This is a genomic window from Streptomyces lasalocidi (assembly GCF_005280215.1).
Classification (GTDB): domain Bacteria; phylum Actinomycetota; class Actinomycetes; order Streptomycetales; family Streptomycetaceae; genus Streptomyces; species Streptomyces longwoodensis.
On the sequence record NZ_SZNQ01000001.1, the window covers coordinates 3,042,761 to 3,062,862 of the forward strand.

Sequence of the window (20,102 nt, forward strand, 5' to 3'; positions counted from 1 at the left end):
GCGCGGTACGCGGTCAGCCCGCGACGAAGGTGTGCGCCGCCTTGTCGTGCCAGCACTGGCGCCACGGGCGGTCGAACAGCCCCCACAGCACGCCCACCAGACCCACCGCCAGCAGCCCCGGGACGCTGTAGACCAGCCAGCGGCGCAGGGCCGCGCCGAACGCCGGCGGCTCGTGTCCCTCGATGTCCCGCACCTGCAGGCCCAGCAGCTTCTTGCCCAGCGTGCGGCCCCACTTGGCGGTCGGCAGCGCCTCGTACAGGACGCCGGCCAGCAGCAGGACGGCGACCACGATGCCGAGGTACACGGACGTGGTGCCGTCCAGGATCCAGACCGTGACGGTCCGTCCGGACAGCTTGGCCGCGTCGACCTTCTCCTGGACGTGGTCCAGGGCCCTCGTGCCGAGCGGCACGGCGGCGACGGCGGTCACCGCGCCGAGGACCAGGCTGTCGACGAACCGCGCGGCCAGCCGGCGGCCGAGACCCGCGGGACGGGCCGACGCCTGGCGCCGGGCGGCCGCCTGGAAGACGTCCTCCACGGGCGGCTTCCACGGCACGACCGGCTGGTCGTCCCCCGCCCCGGCGAGCCGGTGCACCTGCTGCGCCCAGGAGGGCTGGCCACCGCCCGGGCCACTGGTCACGGGGGTCGCGGGCGCGACGGGCTGGGCGGGGACGCCGGACTGCGGGGCGGCGGGCTGCGGGGCGGCGGGGAAGGGCGCGGCGGGGGCCGGGGGGTCGGCCGCGGGGGCCGGGGCGCCAAGGGCCGGGGCGGGGCCCTGACCGGCGGGCGCGAAGGCCGGGCCGCTCGCCCCGGGCGGCGCCCCGGCGCCCTGCGGCGCCGCTCCGGCGGACGCCGGGGACGCGCCGTCGTGGCGCCCCGTGCGCGGGCCGGGCGCACGGAAGGTGAGGGTGCCGTCGTCCCGTACGGGGCGGGGGGCGCCGGGGGTACCGGACGCGGCGCTTCCGGCGCCGGGTGCGGGGTGTCCGGGGCCACCCGAGGCGTGCCCGCCCGGCGCACCGAACGCGGCAGCGCCGCCCGGAGCACCGGGGGCCGCACCGCTGCCTGGGGGACCGAACGCGCCCTGTCCCCCAGGTGGGTTCGGTGCGGAACCCCCGCCCGGAGCACCGGCTGCGGCTGCGGCGTTCCCGGCCGCCGGGCCGGCCGGGCTCGGTGTGTCACCGGCGGCCGGCGCGGCGCCGGAGGGGGCGGCCGGGATCCTCGGGTCGGCCGGTGGGGCGCCCCAGGAGACGCGGCGGTCCTGGTCGGCGCCGAAGCCGGACTGCCGGGAGCGCTCGGCGCCCCAGGCCGGCGCGGTCCCCTCCGGACGCGGGTCCTCGTCGAAGAAGTGCGGGCCGGTCTCCTCCACCACGGGGACCCGGTCCGTCGCCGGGTCGGGGTCGGGCGGGCTGAGCGGCCGGCCGTCGGACGGCGCCGGGCGGCTGGTGCCCGGCACCCAGGAGGCGCCGTTCCAGTACCGGACGTATCCAGGGATGGACGGGTCCGGGTAGTACCCCTCGCGGGGCCTGTCGTCGCCGGGTGCCGGGGTTGGGGCGCTCATGTCCGTCGTCCCGTATCTGCTCGGGGGTGGGATGGGGGGCTCCACATCTACCAGACGAGCGGGGGCCCCACCTCCCCTCCCGCAAGTCCCGCCCCTTTCCGGGCACGGTCGTGCATCCGCGTCACCCGTTCGGAGATAAATCTTCCCGAACCCGCGTAATGGCCGGCCCGCAGCTCCCTCTCACCTCGTACGGGCCCGGTCCGAGCGGCCCTCCAGTGGAGAGGACACCGTCATGCACCACACCGTCGTCGAGCGTGAGCTGGAGATGAAGCTGGTCCTGTCGCCGGAGCGCAGCCTTCCGGTCCCGGCGCGGCTGACGTACCGCAGTGACGACCCGTTCGCCGTGCACGTCGCCTTCCACACCGACTCCGAGCAGCCGGTGCACTGGACGTTCGCCCGCGAGCTGCTCGTGGAGGGCGTGTTTCGGCCGTGCGGGCACGGGGACGTGCGGGCGTGGCCGGCGAAGGCGCAGGGCCGCAGCGTCGTGCTGATGGCGCTGAGCTCGCCGGACGGCGAGGCGCTCCTGGAGGCGCCGATCCCGCAGGTCTCGGCGTGGCTGGAGCGCACCCTGACCGTGGTGCCCCCGGGGACGGAGGGCGAGCAGCTGGGCCTCGACGACGCGCTCGACCAGCTGCTCGCGCAGTGAGCCCCGGACCGGTCGCCGGTCGCCGGTCGCCGGTCGCCGGTCAGAACAGCTTGCCGGGGTTGAGGATGCCCAGCGGGTCGAAGACGTCCTTCACGGCCCGCTGCATCTCCAGCCCCACGGGCCCGAGTTCGCGTGCCAGCCACTCCTTCTTGAGCACGCCGACGCCGTGTTCGCCGGTGATGGTGCCGCCGAGTTCCAGGCCGAGGGCCATGATCGCGTCGAAGGACTCGCGGGCCCGTCGGGACTCCTCCGGGTCCTGGGCGTCGAAGCAGACGGTGGGGTGGGTGTTGCCGTCGCCCGCGTGGGCGACGACCCCGATGGTCAGGCCGTACTTCCCGGCGATCCGCTCCACCCCTTCGAGCAGGTCGCCGAGGCGCGAGCGGGGCACGCACACGTCGTCGATCATCGTCGTGCCCGTGACCGCCTCCAGCGCGACGAGCGACGACCGCCGCGCCTGGAGCAACAGTTCGGACTCGGCGGTGTCCTCGGCGGGTACCACCTGGGTGGCGCCGGCGGCCTCGCACAGCGCGCCCACGGCGGCGAGGTCGGCCACCGGGTCGGGGGTGTCGAAGGCGCACAGCAGCAGTGCCTCGGTGGTCTCGGGCAGCCCCATGCGGGTCAGTTCGTTGACGGCGCGGACCGTCGTACGGTCCATGAGTTCGAGGAGTGAGGGCGTGTGCCCGCCCGCCATGACGCGGCAGACGGCGTCGCAGGCGGCGCCGGCCGAGGGGAACTCGGCGGCCAGCACCAGCTGGCGCGGCGGCCGGGGCCGCAGCGCGAGGACGGCCCGCACGACGATGCCGAGCGAGCCCTCGGAGCCGACGAACAGCCGGGTGAGGTCGTAGCCGGCGACGCCCTTGGCGGTGCGGCGGCCGGTGGACATCAGCCGTCCGTCGGCCAGGACGACGTCGAGGCCGAGGACGTACTCGGCGGTGACGCCGTACTTGACGCAGCACAGGCCGCCGGAGGCGGTGCCGATGTTGCCGCCGATCGTGCACGTCTCCCAGCTGGAGGGGTCCGGCGGGTAGTACAGGCCGTGCTCGCCCACGGCCCGGGAGAGCGCCGCGTTGACCACGCCGGGTTCGACGACGGCGACCCGGTCCACGGGGCTGATGTCCAGGATGCGGTCCATGCGGATCAGGGACAGCACGATGCAGCCGTCGGAGGCGTTCGCGCCGCCCGACAGGCCGGTGCGGGCGCCCTGCGGGACGACCGGGACGCGCAGTTCGGTCGCCACGCGCATCACGTGCTGCACCTGTTCGACGGTGCGGGGCAGCACGACCACGGCCGGGGCGCCGGCCGGGCAGAAGCTCGCCATGTCGTGGGCGTAGGAGGCCGTGACGTCGGGGTCGGCGAGGACCGCCTCGGCGGGCAGGCCGGTGAGCAGCCGGTCGAGGAGGTTGCCGGTGACGTCGTCGCTGGGCGCTTCGATACGGCTCATGATCACAGGTTCGCACCGGGGGCCATCGGTGTGAACCCCACTCGCCGCACGCTTCGGCTGCGCCACCGCGGTGGCCGCGCCGACGCACAGTGAGCGCCATGGAGAACCAGGCGGAGCCCCGCGCGCGACGGTCCCCGGTCCCGGCGGTGGTGCGTCGCCGGCCGCTCCTGGCCGGTGCGGTCGCCGGGTCGCTGGTGCTGGCCGCGGTGCTGCTGTGCGTGCCGTTCGGGGAGCCGCCCGTGGCGCGGGCACCCGCCGCGCCGGCGCCGGGGGCGCGGGCCGGGACGGCGGTCGTGGCGGGGGCGCCGGCCGCTTCCGCGGACCTCGAGGAGCTGGTCGGGCAGCGGGAGCGGGCGGTGCGCCGTCAGCCGCGCGACGCCCGGTCGTGGGCGCTGCTCGGGACGGCGTACGTCGAGCAGGGGCGGCGCACGGGCGACGCGGCGGGCTCCTACCCGAAGGCCGAGCGGGCGCTGCGCACCTCGCTGCGGGTGGGGCCGGACAACTCCGACGACCTCGCCGCCCTCGACGGGCTGGCCGCGCTCGCGGTCGCGCGCCGGGACTTCCGGGCCGCGCTCGGTTGGAGCGAGACCGCGCTGGAGGCGGCGCCGAAGCGGTGGTCGGCGTACCCGTCGCTGATCGACGCCTGCACCGGGCTCGGCGACTACAAGAGGGCGTACGCCGCCCTCGGCCGGCTGCGGCGGCTGAAGTCGGGGCCCGCGGTGCTGGCACGGGCCGCGGAGGTCTACCGCGAGCGGGGCTGGCGGGAGGACGCGGCGGCCGCCCTGTCCGACGCGGCGGCGGCCGCGCCCGGCCCGGCGGAGCAGGCGGCCTGGCTGGAGCGGGGCGGGCAGCTGGCGTTCGAGCGGGGTGACCGGGAGGACGCGCTGCGGCACTTCGAGGAGGCGGTGCGGCTCGATCCGCGCCTGGGGGCCGCGCAGGCCGGGCGGGGGCGGGCGCTGGCGGCGCTGGGCCGCACCGGGCAGGCCCTGTCGGCGTACCGCACGGCGCTGGCCCGGCAGCCGCTCCCCCAGTACGCCCTGGAGCTGGGCGAACTGCAGGAGTCGCTGGGGCTCCGGCAGGCGGCCGGGGCGCAGTACGACCTGGTGCGGGAGCGGGTGCGGCGTGACGCGGCCGGCGGGGTCGACGGGGACCTGGTGCTGGGCCTGCTGGAGGCGGACCACGGCGACCCGGTGGCCGCGGTGCGGCTGCTGCGCGCCGAGTGGCGGCGCCAGCCGGGCATCGACGTGGCCGACGCGCTGGGCTGGGCGCTGCACCGGATCGGGCAGGACACCGAGGCGCTCGGGTACGCGACGGTCGCCACCGACCGGGAGCACGGCGGTACGGTGCGCAGCGCGCCGTACGTGTACCACCGGGGCGTGATCGAGCAGGCGATGGGCCGCTCCGGGGCGGCGCGGCGGCACCTGGAGGAGGCGCTGCGGATCAACCCGTACTTCTCGCCGCTGGGCGCGCCCGCGGCGCGGGCGGCGCTGGCGCAGGTGGGCGAGCCGCCGGACGTCGGGGTACCGCGCTGACGTCCGGCGGCCGGGCCGCGCCCCGCCGAGGGGGCGCGGCGGGGTGGGTCAGAGGTTGCCGCGCTTCTCCTGCTCGCGCTCGATCGCCTCGAACAGGGCCTTGAAGTTGCCCTTGCCGAAGCCCATGGAGCCGTGCCGCTCGATGATCTCGAAGAAGACGGTCGGCTTGTCCTGGACCGGCTTGGTGAAGATCTGCAGCAGGTAGCCGTCCTCGTCGCGGTCGGCGAGGATCTTCAGCTCGCGCAGGGTGTCGACCGGCACGCGGGTCTCGCCGACCCACTCGCCGAGCGTGTCGTAGTAGGAGTCCGGGGTGTCGAGGAACTCCACGCCGGCCGCGCGCATGGTGCGCACCGTCTCCACGATGTCGTTCGTGTTGAGCGCGATGTGCTGGCAGCCGGGGCCGTTGTAGAACTCGAGGTACTCGTCGATCTGCGACTTCTTCTTCGCGATCGCCGGCTCGTTGAGCGGGAACTTCACCTTCAGGGTGCCGTCGGCCACGACCTTGGACATGAGCGCGGAGTACTCGGTGGCGATGTCGTCGCCCACGAACTCCTTCATGTTGGTGAAGCCCATGACCCGGTTGTAGAAGCCGACCCACTCGTCCATCTTGCCGAGCTCGACGTTGCCGACGCAGTGGTCGATGGCCTGGAAGGTGCGCCGCGCTGGCGGCGCGACGATCGGCTTGGCCGCGGTGTAGCCGGGCAGGTACGGGCCGTCGTAGCCGGAGCGCTCGACCAGGGTGTGGCGGGTCTCGCCGTAGGTGGCGATCGCGGCCAGGACCACCGTGCCGTGCTCGTCCTTCAGCTCGTACGGCTCGGCGACGCTCCTCGCGCCCTGCTCGACGGCGTACGCGTACGCGGCGCGGGCGTCCGGGACCTCGATGGCGAGGTCGACGACGCCGTCGCCGTGCTCGGCCACGTGCTCGGCGAGGAAGTGGCCCCAGGGGGTGGCGGGCTTGATGACCGAGGTGAACACGAACCGCGCGGAGCCGTTCTCCAGCACGTAGCTCGCGGTCTCGCGGCTGCCGGTCTCCGGTCCGGAGTAGGCGACCAGCGTCATGCCGAAGGCGGTGGAGTAGTAGTGCGCGGCCTGCTTGGCGTTGCCCACGGCGAAGACGACCGCGTCCATTCCCTTGACCGGGAAGGGATCGGCCTGCCGTGCGGTCGCGTCGGGAGTGTGGTGTGTGGTCTGCGTCATGTCGGAAGGGTCACCCCGGCCCTGCAAGGTGCGCAATAGTTTGCGCATTCGCTGGGCAACGTGTTCAGCAATACGGCCGTACCATCGGCCTTTCTGTACAGGATGACCACCGGGGAGGCACCGCCGTGGGGATCGATCAGCTGGACGGCCGGATCATCGTGCTGCTGGCCCGCGAGCCGCGCGTCGGCGTGCTGGAGATGTCCCGGCGCCTCGGTGTGGCGCGCGGGACCGTGCAGGCGCGCCTGGACCGGCTTACGTCGAACGGAGTCATCCGCGGATTCGGCCCGGACGTCGATCCGGCGGCCCTCGGCTATCCGGTGACCGCGTTCGCCACCCTGCAGATCCGCCAGGGCCAAGGCCCGGACGTGCGGGCCCACTTGGCGTCCGTTCCGGAGGTGCTGGAGCTGCACACCACGACCGGCACCGGGGACATGCTGTGCCGGCTGGTGGCCCGCTCCAACGCCGATCTCCAGCGGGTCATCGACCGGGTCGTCGGTTTTGATGGGATCGTCCGGGCCTCCACCGCGATCGTGATGGAGAACCCCGTCCCGCTGCGGATCATCCCGCTGGTGGAGCAGGCGGCGGAGGAACGGGCGAGGACTTGACCTGCGAGGAGGTGCCGCGTGACCTTCTGGGAGTACCTGAGCAGCCGGCACCAGCAGCTGCTCACCGACGCCTACCAGCACGCGAGCGCCGTTTTCCAGTGCATGGTCGTGGCCACCGTGATCGGGGTGCTCATCGCGGTCGCCACCTACCGCAGCGACTGGGCCGGCGGCCTCGCCACCACGGCCACCTCGACCGTCCTGACCATCCCCTCGCTCGCCATGATCGGCCTGCTGATCCCGGTCGTCGGCCTGGGCGTGCCGCCGACGGTCACCGCGCTGACGCTGTACGGGCTGCTGCCGATCGTGCGCAACGCGATCGTCGGGCTGCGCGGGGTGGACCCCTCCCTGGTCGACGCGGCGCGCGGCATCGGGATGTCCCGGCTCGCCCGGCTGCTGCGGGTCGAGCTGCCGCTGGCCTGGCCGCCGATCCTCACCGGGATCCGCGTCGCCACCCAGATGCTGATGGGCATCGCCGCCATCGCCGCCTACGCCTCCGGGCCCGGCCTCGGCAACGAGATCTTCCGCGGCATCTCCTCGCTGGGCAGCGCGAACGCGCTCAACCAGGTGCTCGCCGGCACGCTCGGGATCATCGTGCTGGCGCTGCTGTTCGACGCCGCGTACGTCCTCATCGGACGGCTGACCATTCCGAGGGGGATCCGTGTCTGAGTCGTCCGCCGGGGGTGCGACCATCGAGCTGGAGAACCTGACCAAGCTGTACCCGGGCAATCCCCGGCCCGCCGTCGACAACGTCAGCATGGAGATCAAGGCCGGCGAGACCGTCATCTTCGTCGGGCCCTCGGGGTGCGGGAAGTCGACCACGCTGAAGATGATCAACCGGCTGATCGAGCCGACCGGCGGCCGCATCCGCATCGGCGGCGAGGACGTCACCGACATCGACCCGGTGAAGCTGCGGCGCAAGATCGGCTACGCCATCCAGTCGGCCGGGCTGTTCCCGCACATGACCGTCGCCCAGAACATCGCCCTGGTGCCGAAGATGATCGGCTGGTCCACGAGCCGGACCAGGGACCGGGTGGAGGAGCTGCTGGACCTGGTGGGGCTCGACCCCGGCGAGTTCCACGGCCGCTACCCCCGGCAGCTGTCCGGCGGCCAGCAGCAGCGGGTGGGCGTGGCGCGGGCGCTCGCCGCGGACCCGCCGGTGCTGCTGATGGACGAGCCGTTCGGCGCGGTCGACCCGATCACCCGCGACCACCTCCAGGACGAGCTGATCCGCCTCCAGCACGAGCTGCACAAGACGATCGTCTTCGTCACCCACGACTTCGACGAGGCGATCAAGCTGGGTGACCGGATCGCGGTGCTGCGCGAACGCTCCCACATCGCCCAGTTCGACACCCCGGAGGCGATCCTCACCAACCCGGCGGACGACTTCGTGTCCGGGTTCGTCGGCGCCGGGGCCGCCCTGAAGCGGCTCAACCTCACCCGCGTACGGGACGTGGAGATCACCGACTACCCGACGGTGACCGTCGACGACCCGTTGCAGACGATCTTCAACCGGCTGCGCTCCAGCGGCACCAACGAGATCCTGCTGCTGGACCGGCGGGGCCGCCCCTACAAGTGGCTGCGGCGCGGCGACCTGATGCGGGCCAAGGGCTCGCTGGCCCGCGCGGGGACGCTGGTGCACGACACGGTGACCCGGGACGCGACCCTGCGCGACGCGCTGGAGGCGGTCCTGACCGACAGCTCCGGGCGGGCCGCGGTGACCGGGCGGCGCGGGGAGTACACGGGCGTCGTCGACATGGAGACGCTGATGAACTCCGTGCACGAGCTGCTGGAGGCCGACCGGCTGGAGGCCATGGAGCACCAGCACGACCTGGCGGAGACGCGGGCCGCGCAGACCCACGCCGACCAGGAGGGCGCGAGCGGGGGGACGACGGCATGAGGGGACGGACGGGACGGGGGACGACGGCATGAGCGGACGGACGGGACGGGGTGACGGCCGGCCCGGCGCGGGCGGCGCGGCGGCCGGCGGCCGTGCGGACGGCGTGGTCGCCCGGCACGGGGTGGATCTGGCCGGCGGCCCGGACACCGCGGACGACACCGCAGCGGCGGACGGCGGCTCCGAGGGGACCGGGACCGGCGCGGGCGGCACGGGGCGGGGGGCCGGGCGGCCGGCGGCCGGAGCGGGGCGGTCGCGGATCACCTGGCAGAAGCTGACCCTGCTGCCGCTGTTCCTCGTCGCCCTGCTGCTGGCTACCTGGCTGTGGTTCCGGCAGGCCGAACTGGACGCGATCTCCGAGAACGCACTGTCGGGCGGCCAGGTCTCCAAGGCGCTGTGGCAGCACATCGAACTGACCGTGATCTCCACCTTCTTCGTGCTGATCATCGCCATCCCGGCGGGCATCCTGCTCACCCGCCGGTCCCTGCGCAAGGCGACCCCGGTGGCGATGGCGTTCGCCAACACCGGCCAGGCGACCCCGGCGATCGGCCTGCTGGCGCTGCTGGTGATCTGGCTGGGCACCGGGATGAAGGCGGCCCTCATCGGCATCGTCATCTACGCCGTGCTGCCGGTGCTGTCCAACACGATCGCCGGTCTCGACGCCAACGACCCGACGCTGCTGGAGGCGGCCCGCGGCATCGGCATGTCCTCGCTGGGCGTGCTCACCCGGGTGGAACTGCCCCTCGCGGTGCCGCTGATCCTCGCGGGCGTGCGCACGGCCCTCGTCCTCAACGTCGGCACGGCAACCCTGGCCACCTTCGGCGGGGGCGGCGGCCTGGGCGTCCTCATCACCACCGGGATCACCAACCAGCGCATGCCGGTCCTGGTGCTGGGCTCGATCCTCACGGTGGCGCTGGCGCTGCTGGTGGACTGGCTGGCGTCACTGGCGGAGCTGTTGCTGCGGCCGCGCGGGCTGGAGGACGGACGATGAGGCGCCGGCCCGGCCGCCTGCGCCGCCGCCCCCGCCGCCGCCTGCTGCTGTGCGGACTGCTCCTGCTGCTGGCCCCGGGGTGCGGGCTGACCAGCGGTTCACCGATGGCGGACGACGTGCAGCCCGGGACGATCGGGCAGGGCGAGCCGCTCAAGGGCGCGCACCTGACGGTCACCTCCAAGGAGTTCAGCGAGCAGCTGGTCCTCGGCGCGATCATGGGCATCGCCTTTCAGGCGGCCGGTGCCGACGTCCTGGACCGCACCGGCATCCAGGGCTCCATCGGCTCCCGCGAGGCCGTGCGGCAGGGCTCCGCCGACGCCGACTACGAGTACACCGGCACCGGCTGGATCAACTACCTCGGCAACACCCAGCCCATCCCCGACCCCCACGAGCAGTGGAAGGCGGTGCGCGACGCCGACCTGAAGAACGGCGTCACCTGGCTGGATCCGGCCCCGCTCAACAACACCTACGCGCTCGCCACGAACCAGGCCAACTTCAAGAAGTACGGCACGAAGACCCTGTCCGACGTGGCCGCGCTGGCGAAGAAGGACCCGGGTGCGGTGACCCTGTGCGTGGAGAGCCAGTTCGCCAACCGCGCGGACGGACTGCCGGGCATGGAGAAGAAGTACGGCATGTCGCTGCCGGCCGGGAACATCACGCAGATGGACACCGGCATCATCTACACCCAGGTCGCCAAGGGCAGCTGCACCTACGGCGAGGTGTTCACCACGGACGGCCGCATCAAGGCGATGCACCTGGTGGTGATGGAGGACGACAAGAAGTTCTTCCCCAACTACAACGCCGCCCCGATGATCCACACCAAGACGCTGGAGAAGTACCCGCAGATCGCCGACATCCTGGCCCCGGTCACGCGCAGGCTGACCAACACGGTGGCGCAGGAGCTCAACGCCAAGGTGGACGTCGAGGGGCAGGACCCGCACCTGGTGGCGCTGGAGTGGATGACGCAGCAGGGGTTCGTGAAGCAGGACTGACCACCGGTCAGGCCGCGTCGGGCACCCCCTAGCAGCTGGGCACGGTGCCCTTGCCGGACTCCAGGGTCTTCAGCGCGCCGACCGCGCCCTCGAGGGTGGTGACCGGGACCAGTCGCAGCCCCTTCGGCAACTCGGACCTGGCGTCGGAGCACTCGTCCTTCGGCACGAGGAAGACGGTGGCGCCGTCGCGGCGCGCGGCCTGCGTCTTCAGGGCGACGCCGCCGACCGCGCCGACCGTGCCGTCCGCCTCGATCGTGCCGGTGCCGGCGACGACCCGGCCGCCGGTGAGGTCGCCGCCGCTGCCGTCGCCGTTCAGCTTGTCGACGATGCCGAGGGAGAAGAGCAGCCCCGCGCTGGGGCCGCCGACGTCGGCGAGCCGCAGGGTGACCTTGACGTCGGAGGCGCTCAGGTGCAGGTAGCGCAGGGCCGCCGCGGTGGCCGCGTCCTGCGACTGCTCCATCTGCTCGGTGTTGTGCTCCTCGATCTCCCGGGTGCTCTTCCCGCTGGGGTAGACCGAGTCGTGCGGCATGACGGCGCGGTCGGTGGCGAACCAGGCGTCGAGCACGTCGCCGAGGGACACCCGGGTGTCCGGGTTGGTCGCCTCGATCGTGGTCATCCGCAGCTGGCCGCGGGTCGGCCGGACGGGGGCCCCCTGGATCGTGATCACCGGTGTGCCCTTGTTGTCCCCGAGCACGTTCGCCGTCATCCCCGGCTGCGCCACCGAGAACGGCAGCGGCGCGAAGGCGGCCGTGCCGAGCAGCGCGACGAGGGGCACGGCACAGACGGCCAGGGCTTGGAGGCGTGTGAGGCGTGAGAGCACGGAGCCAATGTAACGGTGCCGGTGGGGGGCGACGGGATGCGGTGGAACCAGTCGGGTACGCCGAGCCCGGCCCCCCGGTGGCCGCCCCGGGCGGCGGCGGCCGTCAGCGCAGCGCCTCCGCCACCTCGCGGGCCGCGTCCATCACCCTCGGACCCACGCGCTCCGGTATCGCGTCGGCGAGCATGACCACCCCGACACTGCCCTCGACGCCGGTCACACCGATCAGGGGCGCCGCCGCCCCGCTCGCGCCGGCCTCCAGCTCGCCGTGCGTGAGGGTGTACCCCGGCTCCGCCAGCGGCTGCTGCCGCGCGGCGAGGATCGCCCGGCCCGCGGCCCCGCGGTCCAGGGGGTGGCGGAACCCGGCCCGGTAGGCCACGTGGTAGTCCGTCCACGAGGGCTCGACCACGGCGACGGCCAGCGCCTCGGCGCCGTCCACCAGCGTCAGGTGCGCGGTGGCCCCGATGTCCTCGGCCAGCGAGCGCAGCGCGGGCAGCGCCGCCTCCCGGACCAGGGGGTGCACCTGGCGGCCGAGCCGCAGCACACCGAGGCCCACCCGGGCCCGTCCGCCGAGGTCACGTCGTACGAGGGCGTGCTGTTCGAGCGTGGCCAGCAACCGGTACACCACGGTCCGGTTCACGCCCAGTTTGGTGGACAGCTCGGTGACGGTCAGCCCGTGGTCGGTGTCGGCCAGCAGCTTGAGGACCCGCAGTCCCCGGTCGAGCGTCTGAGAGGTCTCCGCGGTCACGACGCCCACTCCTCCAAGCGGTGAGGTCGGCGGGCCCCTTCGTGGCGGATGCGTCACCGAGTCCCGTCAGTGACGCGCTTCAGAGGCCGCCGGTCGGTGACGGCCAGGGTTCTTCCCGGGCCCGAGTCGCTTCACGGCTGCGCTCCGCGGCGGCGCTGCCACGGGGCGTGTGCGTAGCGGGACAGTAGCCGCACGGGTTCGCTGAGCGGAAGGCTCCGTCCAGAATCCGGTCAGTGACCTTGGAGGACTTCCGGACTTTGTCCCGGTACGTACGCGAACCCGCGCCGGACCGCACCGCGCCCGGGGCCGCGTGGGGCGCCGGGCGGCGGCCCGCGGTCACTTCATGCGGGTCGCCCACTCCTGGACCTTGGCGATGCGCTGGCGCAGCTGTCCGGCCGTGGCCTCGGCGCTCGGCGGGCCGCCGCACACCCGGCGCAGTTCGGTGTGGATCACGCCGTGCGGCTTGCCGCTCTGGTGGACGTAGGCGCCGACCATGGTGTTGAGCTGCCGGCGCAGCTCCATCAGCTCCTTGTGCGAGACGACGGGGCGCCGCTCGGCGGGCATCTCCAGCAGGTCGGCCTCGGTGTCGGGCTTCTTCCTGCTGTGCGCGATCTGCTTGGCCTGCCGCTTCTGGAGCAGCAGCTGCACCTGGTCGGGTTCGAGCAGGCCGGGGATGCCGAGGTAGTCCTGCTCCTCCTCGCTGCCCGGGTGGGCCTGCATGCCGAACTCGGCGCCGTTGTACATGACCCGGTCGAAGACGGCGTCGGACTCCAGCGCCTCGAAGGGCAGCATGTCCTGCTCGCCGGTGTCCTCGTCCTGCTCCCGGTTCGCCTCGTCCATCTCCTTCTCGGACTCGGCGTACGGGTCCTCCTCGCCGCCGTCCTTCTTCGGCTTGTCGAGGACGTGGTCGCGCTCGCGCTCCATCTCGTTGGCGAAGCCGAGCAGGTCGGGCACGGTCGGCAGGAACACCGAGGCGGTCTCGCCGCGCCGCCGGGACCGTACGAAACGGCCGACGGCCTGCGCGAAGAACAGCGGCGTGGAGATCGTCGTCGCGTACACGCCGACCGCGAGGCGCGGCACGTCGACGCCCTCGGACACCATGCGGACGGCGACCATCCACCGGTCGGTGCTCTGGCTGAACTCGTCGATCCGCTTCGAGGCGCCCGCGTCGTCGGACAGCACGAGCGTGGCCCCGCTGCCGGTGATCTCCCGGATCAGCTTGGCGTAGGCGCGGGCCGACTCCTGGTCGGAGGCGATGACCAGCGCGCCGGCGTCCGGGATGGCCTTCCTGACCTCGGTCAGCCGCTGGTCGGCGGCGCGCAGCACGCTCGGCATCCAGTCGCCGCGCGGGTCCAGCGCGGTGCGCCAGGCCTGGCTGATCGCGTCCTTGGTCATCGGCTCGCCCAGCCGCGCGGCGATCTCGTCGCCGGCCTTGGTGCGCCAGCGCATGTTGCCGCTGTAGGAGAGGAAGATGACGGGCCGCACGACGCCGTCCGCGAGGGCGGAGCCGTAGCCGTAGGTGTAGTCGGCGGCGGAGCGCCGGATGCCGTCCTGCCCCTCCTCGTACGTCACGAAGGGGATGGGGTTGGTGTCGGACCGGAACGGCGTACCGGTGAGCGCGAGGCGCCGGGCCGCCGGCTCGAACGCCTCCAGGCACGCCTCGCCCCAGGACTTGCTGTCGCCGGCGTGGTGGATCTCGTCGAGGATCACGAGCGTCTTGCGCTGCTCGGAGCGGTTGCGGTGCAGCATCGGGCGCACGCCGACACCGGCGTACGTCACGGCGACGCCGTCGTACTCCTTGGAGAGCGGGCCCGCGCTGTACTCCGGGTCCAGCTTGATCCCTATGCGCGCGGCCGCCTCGGCCCACTGCTTCTTCAGGTGCTCGGTGGGCGCGACCACGGTCACCTGCTGCACGACGTGGTGGTGCAGCAGCCAGGAGGCGAGCGTCAGCGCGAAGGTCGTCTTGCCGGCGCCGGGGGTGGCGACGGCGAGGAAGTCGCGCGGCTGCTCCTGGAGGTACTTCTCCATCGCCCCCTGCTGCCAGGCACGCAGCTTGCTGGCGGTACCCCACGGGGCACGGCCGGGGAAGGCCGGTGACAGGTGGTGCGAGGAGGAGGAAGCGGCGGTGGTAGTCACGGTCTCCGGGTGGGTCTTCCGGTGGGCCCCGGGTCTGCTGGGCCCTGGGTCCACCGGTGGGCTGGTGCGTACGGCAACCGGGCCACCCTACCGGCGGCCCCCGCCCGCGACCGCGCGGACGAGCCCGGCCCCGGCCCGGGTGGGACCCACATCACAGCTCCCGCAGCCGCCCGGCGATCTCCCCGACGTCCCCCTCCTGTCCGGAGGCGACGTCGACCACCAGGTCGTACGCGACGTCCTGGTCGCAGCCGGCCAGGTCGACGCCGTTGAGGGCGAGGAAGGTGGCGGCCGCGAGCCAGGCCGCGCGCTTGTTGCCGTCGACGAGGGGGTGGTTGGTGGCGACGGCGTGCAGCAGGGCGGCGGCCTGCTCGTACAGGTCGTCGTAGGCGGGGGTGCCGAACATGCGGGCGCGGGGCCGGTGCGCGGCCGACGCGAGCAGGCCGGGCGCGCGCACCTCGGGCGGCTGCCCGCCGAACGCGACCCGCGCGATGTCGGTGACCTCGGCGACGGTGAGGAACCGGGTCGTCATGCGCCGAGCCTCTCCAGCAGCCCGGCGTGGGCGTCGGCCAGCCGCTCGGCCACGGCCCGCACCCGTGCCTCCTCGGCCCGCAGGTGCGCGGCCACGGCCTCGGTCACGAGGTCCTCCGGACGGCGTCCGGTGGCGTCGGCGAGGTCGTCCAGGGCGGCGTGGAGTGCGGCGGAGTCCGGGGTACGGGGGAAGGGGTGCATGACGGTGAGGGTAGGGGCGGGGCGGGACGGGGGCGAGGGGATTAGGAAGGGTGCCGGGCTGCGGGCGGGCTCAGTCGCGGGAGTGCAGGCGGGTCGTGACCCAGGCGCCGGCGAGGGCGACGACGGCCATGGGGAGGAAGACGGCGGCGAACGCGGCGGGGTGGGAGCCGGTGGCCGCGTCCGCGGTGCCCGTCGTGGCCGTGTGGGCGACCGTGCCGCCGCCGAGGGCGGCGAAGGCGGCGCCGCCCAGGGCGAGGAGGAGGGAGTTGGCCAGGCCGTCGGAGATCTGCAGGGCGGCGGAGTTGGCGCCGGCCTCCTCGGGGGCGGACAACTGGAGCAGCAGCACGCTCGTGGAGGAGATGACCAGGCCCATCCCGAAGCAGCCGAACGCCCAGGCGACGGCCACCGTCCAGACCGGCACGGAGGGGATCAGCACGCTGGGCGCGGCGGCGATGGCGGCGGCCACCAGCACCATGCCGGACACCATGAGCCGTTCCCGGTACGGCGCCACGCCCGGCCGGGACTGCACCCACGACCCCAGCGCCCAGGTCGCCCCGCCGGCCGCGAGCGAGAACCCGGCGAGGGTGGGCGCCAGTCCGCGCTGGGTCACCAGCATCAGCGGGACGAACGACTCGGCGGCGATGAAGGACCCGGCGGCGAGGCCGCGCAGCAGCACCACCGAGGGCAGCCCGCGGGCGGCCCGGCAGGTGCCGCGCGGCAGCAGCCCGCGCACGGCCGGGACGAGCAGCGCGGCCCCGGCCAGGCCGGGCAGGAGGGAGAGCGGCCCGAGGTCCTGCACGGCGTACTGCACGAGTCCCGCGCCCAGGGACACGGCGAGGGCGAGCCGGATGCGGCGCGGGTCGACGGAGGCGGGCCCGGCGCCGGTGTCGACCGGTCCGGCGGCGCGGCGGCGTATCTGGGGCAGCGCGAGGGCGAGGGGCAGCACGACGAGGACCGGGATGCCGATGAACACCCAGCGCCAGCCCAGGTGCTCGGTGACCGCGCCGGAGGCGAGCGGCCCGACGACCGACGGCACGACCCAACTGGCCGCGAACGCCGCCATGATCGAGGGCCGCAGCCGCTCGGGGTAGGCGCGGCCGACGACCACGTACAGGGCGACGATGACCAGTCCGCCGCCGAGCCCCTGCACGGCCCGCCCGAGGATGAACACCCACATGGCGCTCGCGGTCCCGGCGAGCAGCAGCCCGGCCGCGAACGCGGCGATGCCCGCGGTCAGCGCGCCGAGCGGCCCGCGCCGGTCGGCCCACTGCCCGGCGAGCACCATGCCGAAGAGGCTGGTGGTGAAGTACCCGGAGAAGGCGAACGCGTAGACCGACACCCCGTCCAGTTCCCGCGCGGCGACCGGCATGGCCGTGCCGACGGCGGTCGCCTCGAAGGCGATGAGCAGCACGACGGACACGATCCCGACACTCAGCGCCCGGTACGACCGCCCGAGCACGGTCCGCCCTGCGGCGGCGGTGTCTGCTGCGACGACGGTGTCCCCTGGTTCCACGACGGCCATGCCCGCCAGGGTAAGGTCCACGACCGCCTGTGACCCCTGTCGGGGGACGGTCCTCCCCTCGGACCTTGGTCGTAGTCCCGCCCCGACGGTTCATGAACGGCGTGTGGCAGTCGCGTTGCGGGCGGCCCGGATCCCTTGAGCGCCCCGGTCCGCGGCCCGTACGGTCGAGTCACCGAGTTCGGAACGGAGTTCACCACTCCACCGACATGGCCGTGTGCCCGAGTGGTTTAGGGGCTCGCCTGCAAAGCGAGTTACGTGGGTTCGATTCCCGCCACGGCCTCCGTGTTCTGGCATGGCAAAGGGCGGCGCCTTCGACAAGGTGCCGCCCCTTTCACGCCAGTTGCGCCGCTCACGAACCGGGCATCTACTGGTAGGAGCAAGGGTGGTGGAGTGGCGAGCAGACCGCTCGTGAGCGAGTCCTGGCACCGGTGGCCGTGTGTCGGCCCGGGACGCCAGTGGGCGCGGTACTCCACCGGTCGTCGCGGCACAGCCGGACGCCAACACCTCCCCGATCGGGGTTCACGCGGCGCTGTGCCGTGTCGTCCTGGGCCAGGAGGAAGGCGAGAACGATGACCTCTGTGTTGCGGATCGAAAGGCTGCGCTGCGAAGACCCGCAGGACTCACTGACGGACGAGATCATGATCCAGGCCAACGGCCGGCAGGTCTGGCCGCCCAGCGGGTCCTTCTCGCTGAGCACGGGAACGGAGGTTCCCATGCGCGTCGACGTCCCCTTCGACGGCGAGGTCAACGTGCAGCTCTTCGACGAGGAGGACATAGGGCCGGACGACCGGCTCAACGGAGTCGTCATCTCCGAGGGCGACACCAACGGTCAGGAGACGTTCGACATCACCGGACCCGACTGGCACTACATCCTCACCTACCGCGTGAAGAGCCTCGACTTCTGACACCGGCGCGCCCGGTGGGTCACACCACCTCCGCCAGGCGGTCCACCTGGTTCGGGTCGACGCCGTAGCAGTAGAGCATCACCTCGTCGGCGCCCAGGTTTTCGAAGGCCCTGATGGCGTCGCGGATGGACTTCGGGGTCGTCAGGAGGCCGGAGACCATGCGGTCCGGGGTGCCCGTGAAGTGGTAGTACGCGTGCATGTTCGTGCGGGCGTCCTCGATCACGTCGTCCGGGCCCAGCGCCACGTTGACCTGGGCGACGAGGCGGGGTGCGCCCGTGCGGCCGTGGGCCGTCCAGGACGTGCGGACGGTGTCGAAGAGGGTGCCCGCCCAGGAGGGCGGCGCGGCCGCGAGGAAGCCGTCGCCCCAGCGGGCGACGCGTTCCAGCGCGGCCGGGCGGAAGCCGCCGAACAGGACCTCGGGACCGCCGGGGCGGGCCGGGGCGGGGCCGATGGGGCCGACGCCGTCGCCGTACGGCTCGCCGGACCACAGGCGGCGCAGCACCGCCATCTGTTCGTCCAGGCGCCGGCCGCGCGTGCGCAGGTCGACGCCGGTGACCTGGTGGTCGTCGGCGCGGCCGCCGATGCCGAGGCCGAGGACCAGGCGGCCGCCGGTCATCCGGTCCAGCGTGGCGGCCTGTTTGGCCAGGAGCGCGGTGTCGCGCAGCGGGGCGAGCAGCACCTCGGTCTGGACGCGGACGCGGTGGGTGGCGCCGGCCAGGACGGCGAGGGCGACCAGGGGCTCGGGGTTGTCGTAGACCAGCCGGTCGAGCAGGCCGAGCGTGCTGAAGGGGCCGGCGTCGGCGCGCCGGGCCCAGGTGAGCAGGGTCGCGGGATCGCCGATGGGCAGGCCGATTCCGACGTTCATGAGCGGGACCTCCGGAAGGAAGGGTCGACAAAGGTGGCTGCCGCCCCTCCGGCACCTCGGTACGGGTGAGGTGGGACGCTCCCGCTCTGCGGCGTACTTCCGGGGGAACGTCTCGTCGGAGTCCCCCCAGCCTAGGGCGGGGGCGTCATGCGCTCCAAGTGGTTTTCAGCGCCCCGGGGGCCGGGCCGCCGCCCACCCCCGCCGCGAAAGCCGTCGGCCAGTGGCGCCGGCCGGGGGCGCAGGCCACGGGGTCCACCGCGGACAGGGTGCGGGTCATCGTGTCGGCCAACTGGTCGTAGGCGTCGGTCAGCTCGTGGATCGCGTCGAGGGACCGCTCCTGGTGGACCAGCCAGAGGGTGAAGGCCAGCGTGGACACGTCGGCGTTCAACGGGCGCAGGGCAGCGTCCCGTTCGCCCCAGGACAGCACCGCGCCCGTGCCGCCGTCGACGACCAGGCTGGTGTCCTCGACCAGCCGGCCGAGCCGGATCAGTCGGTCGGCGGTGGGCGGGAGGGGCACGGTGGCGGGGGCGCAGTCCGCCTCGTGGTACTCCGCGAGCGTGGGGAGCTGGACCTCGGTGTTGCCGCCGAACCAGACGCCGTCCTCGGGCAGGCCCACCTCCCGCAGGAAGCGGCGGGTCGGCTCGTGGGTGAGGGCGGCCGGGAAGTCGACCTCCTCGAAGCGGATGATCGCGGCGGCGCCGAACGCGTCGTCCAGAAGCCGCGGCGGCAGGTCGAGGGCCAGCTCGGAGCGGGTCCCGGGACCGGCGACGAGGGCGAGCGGGCGGATCACCGCCGTGATGGTCCAGAAGGGCGCGGGACGGCCCTGCGGGTCCGTGCCGAAGATCGCCAGCAGCTGGTTCGTCGCCTCCGCCACCGCCTCGGGGCCGAAGCGGCCCGCGTAGGAGGCGAACTGGCCGCGCAGCGCCGCCAGTTCGTCGGCCGCCGTGGCGAAGCGCACCAGGGTGCCCAGCGAGGGTGCCAGCGGGCGGGTGCGCATCAGGTCGGGGCGGTCGTGCAGGAAGTGGGTCGTGGAGACCGCGCCGGTCAGCCCGTCGAGCAGCACCGACTCCCGCTCCCGGCCGTCGGCGCCCAGGATGCCGCCGATCACCAGCTGGTCGCGCAGCCGCGCCGCGAGGCGGCCGGGGTCGCCGGTGGAGTCCCCGACCGTGCGCAGGCCCTCGGTGCGCACCGCGTCGAAGGTCAGCAGGCCGCCGTCGACGGGCAGCCCGGGGCCGGTCAGCCAGCGGCGCGTGGGGACGTGCGTGACGTAGGGGTCCAGCGCGTCCTCGGTGAGTGTGATCACCGGTGTGACGGTGTCGGTCCTGCCCATCGCTCCCCCGTGCTCCCGTGCGTCTTCGCCGTGCGTGCTTCCCCTGTGTGACGGCGGACCGGCGCGCCGGACGACCAGCGCCGGACGCCCGTGCCGGGACGCCCCGTGCCGGACGACCGCCCCCACTGCCTCGCACACTACGCGGCACCACTGACAACGACCCCGCCCCCGAAAAACGCCCCTGGGGAACGCTCCCC

Annotated in this window: 19 protein-coding genes and 1 tRNA gene; 9 read left to right on the top strand and 11 right to left on the bottom strand. The window is 73.7% G+C overall.

The window, feature by feature from the left end:
• Nucleotides 1–13: 13 nt before the first annotated feature.
• Nucleotides 14–1,555 (bottom strand): RDD family protein, encoded by a 1,542-nt coding sequence (locus E4U91_RS13530; RefSeq protein ID WP_137307092.1) that lies wholly within the window; start codon nt 1,553–1,555, stop codon nt 14–16.
• Nucleotides 1,556–1,787: 232 nt separating this feature from the next.
• On the opposite strand from E4U91_RS13530, the gene E4U91_RS13535 reads away from it, so the two are divergent.
• Nucleotides 1,788–2,201, top strand: coding sequence for an SsgA family sporulation/cell division regulator (locus E4U91_RS13535; RefSeq protein ID WP_137307093.1), 414 nt, complete (start codon nt 1,788–1,790; stop codon nt 2,199–2,201).
• A gap of 40 nt (nt 2,202–2,241) precedes the next feature.
• Here E4U91_RS13535 and E4U91_RS13540 read toward each other — a convergent pair whose 3' ends face one another.
• The gene (locus E4U91_RS13540) at nt 2,242–3,648 is read right to left on the bottom strand and encodes an FAD-binding oxidoreductase (RefSeq protein WP_137307094.1); all 1,407 of its coding nucleotides are present in this window, start codon (nt 3,646–3,648) and stop codon (nt 2,242–2,244) included.
• A gap of 92 nt (nt 3,649–3,740) precedes the next feature.
• Here E4U91_RS13540 and E4U91_RS13545 point away from each other — a divergent pair, with 92 nt between their 5' ends.
• A complete protein-coding gene (locus E4U91_RS13545) occupies nt 3,741–5,174 on the top strand; it encodes a tetratricopeptide repeat protein (protein ID WP_137307095.1) in 1,434 nt (477 codons plus the stop codon).
• 48 nt (nt 5,175–5,222) lie between these two features.
• Here the strand turns inward: E4U91_RS13545 and hppD are convergent, their stop codons facing one another.
• The gene (gene hppD, locus E4U91_RS13550) at nt 5,223–6,371 is read right to left on the bottom strand and encodes a 4-hydroxyphenylpyruvate dioxygenase (protein WP_137307096.1); all 1,149 of its coding nucleotides are present in this window, start codon (nt 6,369–6,371) and stop codon (nt 5,223–5,225) included.
• Nucleotides 6,372–6,496: 125 nt separating this feature from the next.
• On the opposite strand from hppD, the gene E4U91_RS13555 reads away from it, so the two are divergent.
• From E4U91_RS13555 to E4U91_RS13575, 5 genes are read left to right on the top strand one after another with little or no spacing between them, the layout of a single operon-like run.
• Nucleotides 6,497–6,976 (top strand): Lrp/AsnC family transcriptional regulator, encoded by a 480-nt coding sequence (locus E4U91_RS13555; protein ID WP_067235994.1) that lies wholly within the window; start codon nt 6,497–6,499, stop codon nt 6,974–6,976.
• An 18-nt stretch (nt 6,977–6,994) separates the two neighbouring features.
• Nucleotides 6,995–7,642 (top strand): ABC transporter permease, encoded by a 648-nt coding sequence (locus E4U91_RS13560; protein WP_137307097.1) that lies wholly within the window; start codon nt 6,995–6,997, stop codon nt 7,640–7,642.
• A complete protein-coding gene (locus E4U91_RS13565; RefSeq protein ID WP_137307098.1) occupies nt 7,635–8,873 on the top strand; it encodes a betaine/proline/choline family ABC transporter ATP-binding protein in 1,239 nt (412 codons plus the stop codon). The genes E4U91_RS13560 and E4U91_RS13565 overlap by 8 nt, the downstream gene beginning before the upstream one ends.
• A 28-nt stretch (nt 8,874–8,901) precedes the next feature.
• Nucleotides 8,902–9,861, top strand: a complete 960-nt coding sequence (locus E4U91_RS13570; protein ID WP_241678578.1) for an ABC transporter permease — start codon at nt 8,902–8,904, stop codon at nt 9,859–9,861.
• Nucleotides 9,858–10,853: a glycine betaine ABC transporter substrate-binding protein gene (locus tag E4U91_RS13575; protein ID WP_137307099.1), complete on the top strand. Its 996-nt coding sequence runs from the start codon at nt 9,858–9,860 to the stop codon at nt 10,851–10,853. Before E4U91_RS13570 ends, E4U91_RS13575 begins: the two co-directional genes overlap by 4 nt.
• 28 nt (nt 10,854–10,881) lie before the next feature.
• Here E4U91_RS13575 and E4U91_RS13580 read toward each other — a convergent pair whose 3' ends face one another.
• The 6 genes from E4U91_RS13580 to E4U91_RS13605 all read right to left on the bottom strand — a co-directional run bounded on the left by E4U91_RS13580 (nt 10,882) and on the right by E4U91_RS13605 (nt 16,805).
• Nucleotides 10,882–11,673 (bottom strand): YlbL family protein, encoded by a 792-nt coding sequence (locus E4U91_RS13580; RefSeq protein WP_137307100.1) that lies wholly within the window; start codon nt 11,671–11,673, stop codon nt 10,882–10,884.
• A 103-nt stretch (nt 11,674–11,776) separates the two neighbouring features.
• A complete protein-coding gene (locus E4U91_RS13585) occupies nt 11,777–12,418 on the bottom strand; it encodes an IclR family transcriptional regulator (RefSeq protein ID WP_137307101.1) in 642 nt (213 codons plus the stop codon).
• 336 nt (nt 12,419–12,754) lie between these two features.
• Nucleotides 12,755–14,554: a DEAD/DEAH box helicase gene (locus E4U91_RS13590; protein ID WP_067235982.1), complete on the bottom strand. Its 1,800-nt coding sequence runs from the start codon at nt 14,552–14,554 to the stop codon at nt 12,755–12,757.
• A 151-nt stretch (nt 14,555–14,705) separates the two neighbouring features.
• Nucleotides 14,706–15,083 carry a type II toxin-antitoxin system death-on-curing family toxin gene (locus E4U91_RS13595; RefSeq protein WP_137307102.1) on the bottom strand — a complete coding sequence of 126 codons (378 nt, stop codon included), beginning with the start codon at nt 15,081–15,083 and terminating at the stop codon, nt 14,706–14,708.
• The gene (locus tag E4U91_RS13600; RefSeq protein ID WP_137307103.1) at nt 15,080–15,283 is read right to left on the bottom strand and encodes a hypothetical protein; all 204 of its coding nucleotides are present in this window, start codon (nt 15,281–15,283) and stop codon (nt 15,080–15,082) included. The genes E4U91_RS13595 and E4U91_RS13600 overlap by 4 nt, the downstream gene beginning before the upstream one ends.
• A 70-nt stretch (nt 15,284–15,353) precedes the next feature.
• Nucleotides 15,354–16,805, bottom strand: a complete 1,452-nt coding sequence (locus tag E4U91_RS13605) for an MFS transporter (protein WP_137307104.1) — start codon at nt 16,803–16,805, stop codon at nt 15,354–15,356.
• Nucleotides 16,806–17,013: 208 nt separating this feature from the next.
• Between E4U91_RS13605 and E4U91_RS13610 the strand changes: the two genes are divergently transcribed.
• Both E4U91_RS13610 and E4U91_RS13615 read left to right on the top strand, forming a co-directional pair.
• A tRNA-Cys gene (locus E4U91_RS13610) sits at nt 17,014–17,085 on the top strand.
• 289 nt (nt 17,086–17,374) lie between these two features.
• Nucleotides 17,375–17,710 carry a hypothetical protein gene (locus E4U91_RS13615; RefSeq protein WP_137307105.1) on the top strand — a complete coding sequence of 112 codons (336 nt, stop codon included), beginning with the start codon at nt 17,375–17,377 and terminating at the stop codon, nt 17,708–17,710.
• Between the two features lie 19 nt (nt 17,711–17,729).
• Here E4U91_RS13615 and E4U91_RS13620 read toward each other — a convergent pair whose 3' ends face one another.
• Nucleotides 17,730–18,575, bottom strand: a complete 846-nt coding sequence (locus E4U91_RS13620) for an LLM class flavin-dependent oxidoreductase (RefSeq protein WP_137307106.1) — start codon at nt 18,573–18,575, stop codon at nt 17,730–17,732.
• Between the two features lie 145 nt (nt 18,576–18,720).
• Entirely contained in the window at nt 18,721–19,905 is a 1,185-nt protein-coding gene (locus E4U91_RS13625) for an SUKH-4 family immunity protein (RefSeq protein ID WP_137307107.1), read from the bottom strand.
• Between the last annotated feature and the right edge of the window lie 197 nt (nt 19,906–20,102).

Bases quoted from the DNA above. Each gene is read 5' to 3' on its own strand.
- E4U91_RS13530 (WP_137307092.1), bottom strand. From the start codon at position 1,555: ATGAGCGCCCCAACCCCGGCACCCGGCGACGACAGGCCCCGCGAGGGG.
- E4U91_RS13535 (WP_137307093.1), top strand. From the start codon at position 1,788: ATGCACCACACCGTCGTCGAGCGTGAGCTGGAGATGAAGCTGGTCCTG.
- E4U91_RS13545 (WP_137307095.1), top strand. From the start codon at position 3,741: ATGGAGAACCAGGCGGAGCCCCGCGCGCGACGGTCCCCGGTCCCGGCG.
- hppD (WP_137307096.1), bottom strand. From the start codon at position 6,371: ATGACGCAGACCACACACCACACTCCCGACGCGACCGCACGGCAGGCC.
- E4U91_RS13570 (WP_241678578.1), top strand. From the start codon at position 8,902: ATGAGCGGACGGACGGGACGGGGTGACGGCCGGCCCGGCGCGGGCGGC.
- E4U91_RS13575 (WP_137307099.1), top strand. From the start codon at position 9,858: ATGAGGCGCCGGCCCGGCCGCCTGCGCCGCCGCCCCCGCCGCCGCCTG.
- E4U91_RS13595 (WP_137307102.1), bottom strand. From the start codon at position 15,083: ATGACGACCCGGTTCCTCACCGTCGCCGAGGTCACCGACATCGCGCGG.
- E4U91_RS13600 (WP_137307103.1), bottom strand. From the start codon at position 15,283: ATGCACCCCTTCCCCCGTACCCCGGACTCCGCCGCACTCCACGCCGCC.
- E4U91_RS13605 (WP_137307104.1), bottom strand. From the start codon at position 16,805: ATGGCCGTCGTGGAACCAGGGGACACCGTCGTCGCAGCAGACACCGCC.
- E4U91_RS13615 (WP_137307105.1), top strand. From the start codon at position 17,375: ATGACCTCTGTGTTGCGGATCGAAAGGCTGCGCTGCGAAGACCCGCAG.
- E4U91_RS13620 (WP_137307106.1), bottom strand. From the start codon at position 18,575: ATGAACGTCGGAATCGGCCTGCCCATCGGCGATCCCGCGACCCTGCTC.
- E4U91_RS13625 (WP_137307107.1), bottom strand. From the start codon at position 19,905: ATGGGCAGGACCGACACCGTCACACCGGTGATCACACTCACCGAGGAC.